The organism is Actinoplanes missouriensis 431 (assembly GCF_000284295.1).
Lineage (GTDB): Bacteria > Actinomycetota > Actinomycetes > Mycobacteriales > Micromonosporaceae > Actinoplanes > Actinoplanes missouriensis.
Map to the genome: position 1 here is coordinate 7,776,066 of NC_017093.1, position 11,674 is coordinate 7,787,739.

The 11,674-nt window shown below is 71.6% G+C and carries 11 protein-coding genes; 8 read left to right on the forward strand and 3 right to left on the reverse strand.

Annotated features, from left to right (window positions below):
* Window positions 1-59: 59 nt before the first annotated feature.
* The 4 genes from mce to AMIS_RS35385 all read left to right on the forward strand — a co-directional run bounded on the left by mce (window position 60) and on the right by AMIS_RS35385 (window position 5,368).
* Window positions 60-527 (forward strand): methylmalonyl-CoA epimerase, encoded by a 468-nt coding sequence (gene mce, locus AMIS_RS35370; protein ID WP_014447274.1) that lies wholly within the window; start codon window positions 60-62, stop codon window positions 525-527.
* A gap of 279 nt (window positions 528-806) precedes the next feature.
* Window positions 807-2,189, forward strand: a complete 1,383-nt coding sequence (locus AMIS_RS35375; protein ID WP_014447275.1) for a coiled-coil domain-containing protein — start codon at window positions 807-809, stop codon at window positions 2,187-2,189.
* A gap of 244 nt (window positions 2,190-2,433) precedes the next feature.
* Complete coding sequence (locus tag AMIS_RS35380) at window positions 2,434-3,882, forward strand: coiled-coil domain-containing protein (RefSeq protein WP_041831601.1); 1,449 nt, start codon at window positions 2,434-2,436, stop codon at window positions 3,880-3,882.
* A 139-nt stretch (window positions 3,883-4,021) separates the two neighbouring features.
* On the forward strand, window positions 4,022-5,368 hold the full coding sequence (locus AMIS_RS35385) for an AI-2E family transporter (protein ID WP_014447277.1): 1,347 nt from the start codon (window positions 4,022-4,024) through the stop codon (window positions 5,366-5,368).
* Here the strand turns inward: AMIS_RS35385 and AMIS_RS35390 are convergent.
* Both AMIS_RS35390 and AMIS_RS35395 read right to left on the reverse strand, forming a co-directional pair.
* Window positions 5,365-6,147 (reverse strand): alpha/beta hydrolase, encoded by a 783-nt coding sequence (locus tag AMIS_RS35390; protein ID WP_014447278.1) that lies wholly within the window; start codon window positions 6,145-6,147, stop codon window positions 5,365-5,367. The two genes, AMIS_RS35385 and AMIS_RS35390, sit on opposite strands and share 4 nt — an antisense overlap.
* Window positions 6,148-6,190: 43 nt before the next feature.
* A complete protein-coding gene (locus AMIS_RS35395) occupies window positions 6,191-6,523 on the reverse strand; it encodes a hypothetical protein (RefSeq protein WP_014447279.1) in 333 nt (110 codons plus the stop codon).
* A 53-nt stretch (window positions 6,524-6,576) separates the two neighbouring features.
* On the opposite strand from AMIS_RS35395, the gene AMIS_RS35400 reads away from it, so the two are divergent.
* Genes AMIS_RS35400 through AMIS_RS35410 form a run of 3 tightly spaced genes read left to right on the forward strand, consistent with a single transcriptional unit; the run spans window position 6,577 to window position 10,241 of the window.
* Complete coding sequence (locus AMIS_RS35400; RefSeq protein ID WP_014447280.1) at window positions 6,577-8,070, forward strand: aldehyde dehydrogenase family protein; 1,494 nt, start codon at window positions 6,577-6,579, stop codon at window positions 8,068-8,070.
* Between the two features lie 9 nt (window positions 8,071-8,079).
* Window positions 8,080-8,709, forward strand: a complete 630-nt coding sequence (locus AMIS_RS35405) for an ABC transporter ATP-binding protein (RefSeq protein ID WP_014447281.1) — start codon at window positions 8,080-8,082, stop codon at window positions 8,707-8,709.
* Complete coding sequence (locus AMIS_RS35410) at window positions 8,706-10,241, forward strand: DUF6297 family protein (RefSeq protein WP_014447282.1); 1,536 nt, start codon at window positions 8,706-8,708, stop codon at window positions 10,239-10,241. Before AMIS_RS35405 ends, AMIS_RS35410 begins: the two co-directional genes overlap by 4 nt.
* A gap of 64 nt (window positions 10,242-10,305) precedes the next feature.
* Here the strand turns inward: AMIS_RS35410 and nucS are convergent, their stop codons facing one another.
* Window positions 10,306-10,965: an endonuclease NucS gene (gene nucS / locus AMIS_RS35415; RefSeq protein WP_014447283.1), complete on the reverse strand. Its 660-nt coding sequence runs from the start codon at window positions 10,963-10,965 to the stop codon at window positions 10,306-10,308.
* Between the two features lie 93 nt (window positions 10,966-11,058).
* On the opposite strand from nucS, the gene AMIS_RS35420 reads away from it, so the two are divergent.
* Window positions 11,059-11,667, forward strand: coding sequence for a DUF4126 domain-containing protein (locus tag AMIS_RS35420; RefSeq protein WP_014447284.1), 609 nt, complete (start codon window positions 11,059-11,061; stop codon window positions 11,665-11,667).
* Window positions 11,668-11,674: the final 7 nt, after the last annotated feature.

Sequence of the window (11,674 nt, forward strand, 5' to 3'; positions counted from 1 at the left end):
CGAGTGCTGAGGAGACACCCGTCTGGCCTTAACGATGGGTCAGGCCCGAGACTAACCGCATGACGGACGTCTCATCGAGTAACAGTGCCCCTGAGAATGTCACATTCTCCGGCGTCGAACTGCTGCGCATCGACCACGTCGGGATCGCGGTCGCCGACCTGGACGCGGCCATCACCTTCTATGCCGAGAACCTGGGTTTGCGGTGTGTGCACCAAGAGACGAACGAGGAGCAAGGCGTACGGGAGGCGATGCTCGCGGTCGGCGACGACAGCGGGCCGCGGATCCAGCTCCTCGCGCCGTTGCGCCCCGACTCGGCGATCGCCAGGTTCCTCGACCGCAGCGGCCCGGGCCTGCAGCAACTGGCCTACACGGTGGCCGACGTCGAGGCGGCCGCGGAGAAGCTGCGGGCACGTGGGCTTCGTCTCCTCTATGACACGCCGCGCCGGGGCACCGGCGGGTCGCGGATCAACTTCGTGCACCCCAAGGACGCCGGCGGTGTCCTGGTGGAGCTGGTGGAGCCGGCCTGACGGGTACGCCGGTCGGGTGATTTGACCTGACTCATCCCGACCGGCCTGGCAGGATCGAGAGCATTGAGCAGCTCCGACGACCCACCCGGACCGACCACTGTCGCGCAGAGCCCCGACTGGGCTGGTGACAGCGGGAGGAGAGCGAACTGACCGGTGAGTCGAGCATCGCATCCGTTCGGCCCGGTACCGCGCTACGGTCCTGGTCAAAGCTGATCTACGATGCGGTTCGGATGCCCATCCGCTCTTGCATGTCCGTTCCCTTCTCGCCAGGATGGCGCAATGCCCCAGCAGCAGGATCAGAACCTGGCCTTCTTCGAGACCGCTAACTCGCAGCACGACTTCACCGTGGTTCTGCGGGGTTACGACCGTCACCAGGTCGACGGACACATCGGCCGGCTGCTCGCCGCGCTGAACCAGTCCGAGCAGGCTCGCGGCGAGGCCGAGCAGCGGATGAACGACGCCCAGCGTCGTCTGCGCCAGGCCGAGCAGCGGCTGAACGCGCTGGAGCAGAAACTCGCCGACTCCAACAAGCTGCTGGAGGAGAACAACCGGCCGACGCTCTCCGGGCTGGGCACCCGGGTGGAGCAGATCCTGCGTCTCGCCGAGGAGCAGGCGAACGACCACCGCAACGAGGCGAAACGGGAGTCGGAGGGCATCCTCTCCGCGGCTCGCCTCGAAGCACGTGAGATCACCGACAAGGCGCGGGCCGAGGCCGCCGCGATGAAGGCCACCGCCGAGCGGGAGGCCGGTCAGCTGCGGACCCACGCCGAGCGCGAGGCCGCCGAGAACCGGGTGCAGGCCCGTCGCGAGGCCGACACGCTGCGCTCCGACGCGGACCGCGAGACCAAGCAGCTGCGCACGGTCACCGCGCACGAGGTCGCCGAGCTGAAGTCGACCGTGGAGCGTGAGGTCGCCTCGATGCGGGCCACCGCCGAGCGCGAGATCACCCAGGCCCGGGCCAAGGCCGCCCGCGAGGCCGAGGAGAAGCGCGCCGAGGCCACCAAGCTGCTCACCGACGCCCGTGACAAGCGTGACAAGGACCTGCAGGCGCTGGCCCTGGAGATCGCCGAGCGGCGGGAGAAGGCCGAGCGCGAGGAGTCCGAGCGGCACGCCGCGCAGGTCGCCGCCACCCAGAAGATGGTGGCCGAGGCCGAGGAGCGGGCCCGTGCCGCCGAGGACCGCGCCAAGGAGATCGAGCAGCGCGCCGAGAGCCGCCGCATCGAGTCCGAGCGCAGCGCCGCCGAGGCCGTCGAGAAAGCCCGCGCGCTCGCCGAGAAGACCGTCACCGAGGCGCGCACCGAGTCGCAGCGCCTGCTCAGCGAGGCCCGCACCGAGGCCGAGCTGACCACCCAGGCCGCCCGTCGCGAGGTCGAGGACCTCACCCGGCAGAAGGACGCGGTCACCAACCAGCTGGGACAGATGCTCTCCGGCCTGTCCGGTCTGGTGCCGGGCGTCGGCGGCGCCGCGGCGGTCAAGGCGGTGGCCGAGGCGGCCGCCCCCAAGCCCGCCGAGCAGCCCGCCAAGCCGGTCGAGGCGCCGGCGCAGCGGGCCCCCGAGCAGCCCGCCCAGCCGGCCGCACAGCAGGCCGGCGAGCCGGTCGCTGAGGAGGATGACCAGGCAGAGGCCGGTGACGAGCCGGTGACGGCTCAGACCAACTCCTGAGATATTCGACGCGTCGTCTCCGGGTTGCGGAGCCGCCGTGAGTACGCGACGGTGAAACGGCCGGACGGTCGTGGCTGATTCGAGGCCGTATCGGAGTTTCTCCGGTGCGGCCTCGCTCGTTTTCGCCGCGTAGCCTTGGGTCTTGGCAGCCTGGGTCGGACAATTCGTAACTACCCGCACAGTCCCTGCCAGCCTGGTGTGTATGCACACGCCTCGGGACGATGCGTATGTGAGGATGGACAGCATGTCGCACGGCGGTGAAATCTTCGGTCTCAGCGGAGACTCGGCCACCGAACCGAGCTTCGAGACCGCCCTCCGGGGCTACGAGAAGAAACAGGTCGAGCGATACGTAGCCCGGGCGGAGAACGAGATCGCCGCGCTGGCCGCAGAGCGTGAGCAGGCGTACTCGCAGATCCAGGCGATGAGCGCGCAGATCGAGCGGCTGCAGCAGGAGATGACCCAGGTCCGGCGGCAGTCCGGCGCGGTCGGCGAGGTCTCGTTCCGGCACCTCGGCCCCCGCGTCGAGCAGATCCTCGCGCTGGCCGAGGAGCAGGCCGAGGCGATCAAGGCGTCGGCGACCGACGACATCGCGGGCCGGCTCGCCGAGGCGGAGCGGATCCGGGCCGAGGCCGAGGCGCACGCGCACGACGGCATCCGGGACTTCGAGATCGCCCTGGCCGCGCGCCGGGCCGAGGAGGAGAAAGCCGACACCGCCAAGCGCGTCGCCACCGAGAAGGCGCTGGCCGCGACCCGGCAGAACGCCGAGCAGATGCGCAGCGAGGCCGAGGCGACGCTGAACCGGGCGCGCAACGAGGCCCAGCACCTCACCGACAAGGCGGTGCAGGAGGCGCAGCGCACCAAGGCCGAAGTGGACGGTTACGTGCAGTCCACCCGGCTCCAGTCGGAGCAGGAGCTCAAGGCGCTGCGCGAGAAGACGCAGCAGGAGATCGCCGCGAAGCGGGCCGCCGCCGAGCGCGAGGCCACCGAGCTGAAGGCCGCCGTCGACCAGGAGCTGGCCCTGCGCCGGCACTCGGTGATCGAGGAGCTGGGCCAGATGCGGTCCGGCGTCGAGAAGCAGTGCGCCGACCTGCGCAGCGAGGCCGACAAGTACGCCGAAGAGGTGCTCCGGCGCTCCGACGAGCAGGCCACGGCCGTACGCAAGGAGATCGCCGCTCAGCAGGAGAAGATCGCCCAGGCCGGCCGGGATCTGGAGGCCGCGCAGGCGAGGATCGCCGAGGCGGAGGCTCGCCGGGCCGCTGCGGAGCAGCAGGCGGCCGAGTCGGAGACCGAGTGCGAGCGCGTCCAGCAGCGTCTCGGCGAGACCCAGCAGAAGCTGGAGGCCGAGCTCAAGCGGGTCACCGAGGCCGAGCGGGCCGGGGAGGCCGCCGAGCGGCACGCGGCCGAGGTGCGCCGGCAGGTGCAGCGCGAGGCGAAGCGGGTGGCCGAGCTGGCTGCCGCGGCGGTGCTCGCGGCCGCTGCCTCACCGGAGGACCAGGATGGGTACGCGGAGGGCGAGCCGGCCGCCGAGAAACCGGCTGCCGAGAAGCCCGCGGCGCCGGCCACCCCGTCGGTGCCGGCCGCCACTGCGGCACCGGCCCCTGCTGCGCCCGCCACTGCCGCGCCGGCCAAGGTCACTGCCTCGGCGAAGGTGACGGTCCCGCAGGCGAGCCGGATTCCGGCCGACGCCGAGTAAGCGGAAGGCCGCTGCCCGGCTGGTGCCGGTGTAAGCCGGAAGCCGCTGCCCGGCCGACGCCGGGTGTAAGCCCGAAAGCGATCATCGACACGCCTCCTCCGCCCGGGTAGCGGAGGGGGCGTGTCGGCGATAGCGTCCGGTGGTGTCGTCCGAGACGCCTGCCGAGAAACCCGCCGTGAAGCCCACTGACGAGCCCGTTCCCCCCGATCCAGCGGCCGGCTCCGGCACGGCGACAGGCCCCGCGACCGGCACGGCGACCGGCTCCGGCACGGCGACCGGCTCCGGCCCGGCGACAGGCCCCGCGACCGGCACGGCGACAGGCTCCGGCCCGGCGACAGGCCCCGCGACCGGCACGGCGACAGGCTCCGGCCCGGCGACAGGCCCCGCGACGGGCCCGGCGACAGGCTCTGCGACCGGCTCGGGCAGCGACGACGAGGGCCGCTTCGGTGAGCCCGGGCGGCCGCTCAACCGGCGCAGCCCGTTCCTCTTCGGATTCCTCTTCGGACTCGGCGCCATCCTGGCGTACGCGCTCTTCCTCGGCGTCCGCAACGCCGCCTCGATCCTGGTCCTGATCTTCATCGCGCTGTTCCTGGCGATCGGCCTGAACCCGGCCGTGGAACGGCTGCGCCGCTGGGGCCTGCGCCGCGGGCTGGCCGTCGCGATCGTCGCGCTGGCCGTCGTGGGCCTGCTGGTCGGCGGCCTCATCGCGCTGATACCGCCGCTCGTCACGCAGACCACCGAGCTGATCAACAACGCGCCCGACACGATCGAGAGCTTCCGGCGCAGCGAGACCGTCAACGAGCTGATCCAGCGCTACGACATCGTCAACAAGGTGCAGAGCGCGATCAACGCGGGCACCGTCGGCAACGCGGTCGGTGGCGTGGTCGGCGGCGCCCGGCTGCTGTTCGGCACGGTCTTCAACATCCTCACCGTGCTGGTGCTGACGATCTACTTCATGGCCGCGTTCGAGCGGATCAAGGAGACCGGGTACGCGCTGGTCCCGGGGTCACGGCGCGAGCGGGTGCGGCTGCTCACCGACGAGATTCTCACCAAGGTCGGCGCGTACATGGTGGGCGCGCTGGCGATCGCCATCCTGGCCGGGGTGAGCACCTTCGCCCTGGCCCTGGCGCTGGGTCTGGCGTACCCGTTCGCCCTGGCCGTGGTGGTCGCGGTCTGTGACCTGATCCCGCAGATCGGCGCGACGCTCGGCGCCGTGGTGGTGAGCCTGGTCGGGCTGGCGTCCTCGATCACCGACGGCGTCGTCTGCATCGTGTTCTTCATCGTCTACCAGCAGATCGAGAACTATCTGATCTACCCGAACGTGATGCGCCGCTCGGTCAAGGTGAGCGACGTGGCGGCGCTGGTGGCGGCCTTGGTCGGGGTCGGCCTGTTCGGCGTGATCGGCGCCCTGGTGGCGATCCCGATGGTGGCCGCCATCCAGCTGATCATGCGTGAGGTGCTGGTCCCGAGCCTGGACGAGCGTTAGCCGTCCAGCGGTTTGAAGGCCGCGGTGGTGCGGTCCGCGTACGCGTTCATGTCGCCCGTCTCGATCGGCCCGTCCCAGGTCGTCGGCAGCGGGGTGGCCACCTCCGGCGCGACCCGGCGGACGATCTCGTCGAGGATGGTCTCGGCGTCGCCGACCCAGAGGTGCTTGCCGCCCTCGACCGGCACCACGTCGCACTGCGGGATCGCGGCGAACCGCTCCGTCGCCTCGGCCGGGCGCAGGTAGTCGTCGAACTCCGGGATGATCGCGGTGAGCGGCTTGCCGTCGGCGGCCCAGGCGTCCAGGTGCTCGGGTTGCGAGAAGCGCAGCGGCGGGGAGAGCAAAATCGCGCCGGTCACCGCGGGGTCCAGCCCGTACATCAGGGTGAGGTCGGTGCCGAACGACCAGCCGACCAGCCAGATGTTCGGGAGATCGGCGAACTCCGCGTACTCGATCGCGGCTGCCACGTCGAACTTCTCGTCCACGGCGTTGCTGAACGATCCGCCGCTCGTACCCCGTACCGATGAGGTGCCTCGGGTGTTGAAGCGCAGCACCGCGATGCCGGCCAGCGCCGGGAGCCGCCACGCCGCCTTACGGTAGATGTGGCTGTCCATCATCCCGCCGTGGGTGGGCAGCGGGTGCAGGCAGACGAGGGTGGCCACCGGCTCGCGGTCGAGCGGGCGGGCCAGCTCACCGACGAGGGTCACGCCGTCCGCGGTGTGCAGCTCGATCTCCTCGCGGTGCGCGGGCAGGATCGAGTTGGCCCGGATCTGGTTGCTCATTCTGGGAAGGCCTTCAGTCGTTTCGGGCGGGGCGGTCGGATGGTCAACCATAACGAGGGGCGTTGCGCGAGCGCTCCACCCCGGGGCCGCGCCGGTCCCGGGCTCGCCAGCAGCCGGTGTGCCAGTGCCGCCGGTCGGACTCGTCGCCGTAACCGTCGGCCGGCCACGCCACGATGTGCGCGACGCCCGGACGGATGTCCCCCATGCACCCCGGGCACCGGTACGTCTTGACCGCCGCCTGCCCGAAGATGTTGCGCACCATCCACTCGCCGTCCTGGTACTGCTGGACACGCTGCTCGGTGATACCGGGACGATCCGGACCCGGATCCTCGGCGTCGTGCTTCTTCTTGAGGGGGCGATTGCGGCGGGGGCTCACAACTCCAAGAGTACGTAGTGACTGTTCAGTAACAATCACCCTAGACTCCGTACATGACGGCGACTCACGTTCCCGGCCTGCCCGTGATCGAGGACGGCTGGCTCATCTCCACCAACCCGGCCACCGGCGAGGAAGCCGGTCGCGTACCGATCTCTGACGAAAAGGCCGTGGTGGCCGCCGTCGAGCGCGCCAAGGCGGCCGCCGTCTGGTGGCAGGGCCTCGGTTTCGAGGGGCGCAAGGTGCGGCTGCTGCGCTGGCGCACGCTGCTCGTCGAGCGGATCGAGGAGCTGGCCGAGCTGGCGCACCGGGAGGCCGGCAAACCGGTCACCGACGGGATCATCGAGGTGACCGCCGCGGTCGAGCACCTGGACTGGGCGGCCAAGCACGCTAAACGGGTGCTCGGCCCGCGTAAGGTGCGCACCCGCCTGCTGCTCGCCGAGCACGCCGGCCACCTGGAGTACCAGCCGTTCGGCGTGGTCGGGGTGATCGGACCATGGAACTACCCGATCGTCACGCCGGTCGGCCCGATCAGCGGCGCGCTGGCAGCAGGCAACACCGTGGTCCTCAAGCCGAGCGAGTACACGCCCGTCGTCGGCCAGTGGCTCGCCGACACGTTCGCCGAGGTCGTCCCCGAGCACCCGGTGCTGCAGGCCGTGCACGGGCTGGGCGACGTCGGCGGCGCGCTCTGCCGCTCCGGCGTCGGCAAGATCGCGTTCACCGGCTCCACCGCGACCGGCAAGAAGGTGATGGCGGCCTGCGCCGAGAACCTGGTGCCGGTGGTGATCGAGGCCGGCGGCAAGGACGCGCTGATCGTGGACGCCGACGCGGACGTGGACGCCGCCGCCGAGGCCGCCGTATGGGGCGCCATGACCAACGCCGGGCAGACCTGCATCGGCATCGAGCGGGTCTACGCGGTCGCCCCGGTCTACGACAGGTTCGTGGACGCGGTGGTGGAGAAGGCCGGCAAGCTGCGCACCGGCACGGAGATCGGGCCGATCACCATGCCGAAACAGCTCGACATCATCCGCGACCACATCGAGGACGCCCTGGCGCAGGGTGGCCGGGCGGTGCTCGGCGGGGCGTCGGCGGTGCAGGCGCCCTACGTCTCCCCGACCGTCCTGGTCGACGTGCCGGAGACCTCCTCGGAGATCCGGGAGGAGACGTTCGGGCCGACCCTGACGATCACCAAGGTGCGCGACGCGGACGAGGCGGTCGCGAAGGCCAACGACACCGCGTACGGGCTGGGCGGCGCCGTCTTCGGCAAGCGCAACGCCATCCGGATCGCCCGGCGGCTGCGCTCCGGCATGGTCGCGGTGAACGGGACGCTCGCCTTCGTCGGCATGGGCAACCTGCCGTTCGGCGGTGTCGGCGAGTCCGGGTTCGGCCGGATCCACGGCGAGGACGGGCTGCGCGAGTTCGCCCGGGCCAAGGCGATCACCGTCCGCCGGGCGAAGTCGCTGCTTCCCGCGATGACGTTCGAGCGGACGCCCGCCCAGGTGAACCAGATCGTCAAGGCCCTGCGACTTCTCTACGGACGCAAGCCCTAGTCTGTCCGGGTGGATCATCCGGCGGTCGAGGTCAGCGGTCTGCACGTCAGCTACGGCTCCACGCCGGTCCTGGTCGACGTCGGCCTGGTCCTGCCGGCCGGCGCCGGGATCTGCGTGACCGGGGAGAACGGCATCGGCAAGTCCACGCTGCTGCGCTGCGTGAGCAGTCTGCAGCAGCCGGACGCCGGTGAGATCCGGATCTTCGGGGGCGAGCCCGGCGACACCCCGGAGTTCTGGCGTGCCGTGGTCACCACCGTGGAACCGCCCACCTGGTACCCCGGTCTCACCGCCCGCGAGCACGCCGAGCTGATCTGCCGCGCGCACGGCCAGGACCCGGCCGGCGCCGGGCTCGACGAGGCCTTCGAGCGGTTCGGCCTGGCCGGGCACGCCGACGCGATCCCGCCGTCGCTCTCGTCCGGCCAGAAACAGCGGCTCACGCTGATCCTGGCCCTGATCCGGCCCAGTTCCCTGCTGATCCTGGACGAGCCGGAGCAGCGCCTGGACCCGGACGGCAAGGCCGCCGTCGCCGCGATGCTCGCCGAGTACCTGACGACCGGCGGCTCGCTGCTGATGGCGAGCCACGACGACGCGTTCGCGGCCGCGTCCGGCGCCACGGTGACCACGATGGACTCGCTGTGACCGGGTCCGCCGTCCCGTTAGGCCCGCTCCGGCGCTGGATCCGGGGCACCCAGGCGTCGCACCGGGAGCGCGGCGCCACGCTGAGCAACGTCTACATCGCGGTGCTCTGCGTGGCGATCGGCGCGGGCGTCTTCAAGGTCCAGCTCACCAAGATCTTCTGGCCGGCCGACCCGTCGCTCTCCGGTGTCGCCGGGCTCTCCGCGTCGGTGATCTGCGCCGCCCTGCTCTACCATGCGCTACGCCGCCTCGGCCCGGCCACGCTGAGCCGCCCCGCCTCGTATTTCCTGCTCACCGCCCCGGTGAGCCGCCGCCGGCTGCTGCTGCCCTCGGTGCGTCTGGGCGCGGCCGGCGCGGCGCTGACCGGCGCCGCCGCCGCGTTCGCGGTGCTCGGTCACGCCGGCGCCCGCGACGCGCTGCCCACCCTGCTGGTCGCCGCCGGCGCGCTGCTCGGCCTGCTGATCTTCCTGCTCGCCGCGGTGGCACAGCGCCGCTCGGCCACGGCTGCCTCGCCGGCCCCGCTGGACCGCCTGGCCTCGCCGGCCGTGCTCGACCGTCTCGCCTCGCTGGCGCTCGCCGCCGGTCTGGCCGAGCTGGTCGCGGAGGCCGCCGGGTGGACGCCACCCACGCTGGGCGGCCCGCCCGCGGCCACGTCGCTGGTTCCGCTCACGGGTGCGCTCACGGCCCTCGTCATCGCCGGCTTCACCCTTCTGGTACGGGGTCTGGCCCGCACCCGCAACGACCGGATCCTGGAGTCCGCCAAGACCGCCGGCACCCTGTTCGACGCGGCGTTCGGCATGGAACCGTCCTGGGTCACCGACATGCTGGAACGGCGCTACTGGGCGAACCGCCGCCTGCGCTCCACCCGCCCGCCGGCCCGGCTCCCGGTGCTGACCGGGCAGGACCTGCTGCTGGCCGGCCGGCGGGGTCCCCGGCTGCTCTGGCTGCTCGGCGCGACCACGCTGCCGCTGCTGCTGACCTCGGCGCCGCACTGGCTGCTCGCGATCGTCCTGCTGGTCGGCATGATGGTGGCCGCCCGCACGTCGACCGCCACGATCCGCACCGACGCCGGCAACCCGGTGCTCGCCCGGATGCTCGGCCTCACCTCGCGACAGGTCATCTACCAGCGCTTCTGGGTGCCGCTGGCGCTGTCCGGCATCTGGGGGACGCTGACCCTGACGCTGCTCCAGATGACCGGCAACCTCCCGCCCGGCCCGTGGTGGGCGTTCGGCATCGCGCTCGCGCCGGCGGGCGCGGCGGCGGCGGTCCGGCACGCCCGGGTCGGGTTCGTCCGCAACGACCTGCTGCCGCTGGACACCCCGATGGGCACGGTCTCCACCGGCCCGCTGGTGAACTCGGTCGCCGGCCCGGACCTGCTGATCCTGGGCCTGCCGGCGCTGCTGGCCCTGGCCGGGGACGACCCGCTGCCGTGGTCGTCGGTGCTGCTGCAGGCCGGGGTCGCGCTGCTGGGCGCCCGCGCTTACCTGAACGCCACCACGGCCGAGGACCGCACCGAGCTGACCGCCCGCCGCTAGCCCTTCCCCCGTGTCGGCTTCGGGCGCGCTCCGCCCTCCAAGCCCTGCACGCGGGGCGGGCCGGTCAGAACAGGGTCAGCTCGTCGCGGTCCATGCCGCGCAGCTTGTCGTAGTCCACGACCACGCACCGGATCCCCCGGTCGGTGGCGAGCACCCGCGCCTGCGGCTTGATCTCCTGGGCCGCGAACACGCCCTTCACCGGGGACAGCAGCGGGTCCCGGTTCATCAGCTCGAGGTAGCGGGTCAGCTGCTCGACCCCGTCGATCTCGCCACGGCGCTTCACCTCGACGGCCACCGAGCCGCCTGTCGCGTCCTTGCAGAGCAGGTCGACCGGCCCGATCGCGGTCATGAACTCGCGGCGGACAAGCGTCCAGCCCTCGCCGAAGGTCTCCGGGTGCGCCGCCAGCAGTTCCTGCAGGTGCGCCTCCACCCCGTCCTTGACCAGGCCCGGGTCGACGCCCAACTCGTACGAGTAGTCCTGGAAGATCTCCTCCAGGGTGATCCGGAGCTCCTCGCCGGCCTTGTTCACCACTTTCCACACACCGGGAGACTCCTGCAGCTTGCAGGGCGGGCTCATCCAGTTCAGCGGCTTGTAGGCCCGGTCGTCGGCGTGGATCGACACCGACCCGTCGGCTTTCACCATGAGCAGCCGCACGGCGGGCGGGAGGTGGGCGGACAACCGTCCGACGTAGTCCACTGAGCATTTCGCGATGACCAGACGCACCGCACGACACTACCTGACGGGGTTGCCTCCTGTTCTCCGCCGCGGGGCAGGCACCGCCCGGCGGAACGTGCGTGGCGGTGCCATGCTGAGAACGTGTTCGAAGTGTTGACCGGCACAGGCCTCGCGGCATCCGCCGGCCTGAATGCGTACATACCTCTGCTGACGATGGGTCTGCTGGCCCGTTTCACCGGCGCGATCGACCTGCCGTCCGGCTGGGCCTGGCTGACGAACGGCTGGACCCTGGCGATCCTCGCCCTTCTGCTGGCGATCGAGGTGGTGGCCGACAAGGTGCCGGTCGTCGACCACCTGAACGACGCGGTGCAGACGTTCATCCGGCCGACCGCCGGTGGCCTGGCGTTCGGCGCGGGCTCGACGGCCGAGACGGTCACCGTCACCGATCCGGGCTCGTTCTTCAGCTCGCATCAATGGGTGCCGATCGTGGCGGGTGCGGTGATCGCGCTCGGCGTGCACGGGGTGAAGGCCGCGAGCCGCCCGGTGGTGAACGCGACAACGGCCGGGGTCGGCGCGCCGGTGGCGAGCACCGCGGAGGACATCAGCAGCGTGGTGATGTCGATCGTGGCGATCGTGCTGCCGGTCCTGGTGCTGATCGGGCTCGGCGTGCTGCTCTGGGCCACGTTCTGGGTGGTCCGGAAACGACGGCAGAGAAAGGCGGCTGTCGAGACCCGGCAACTCTTTGGTTGACTCTTCG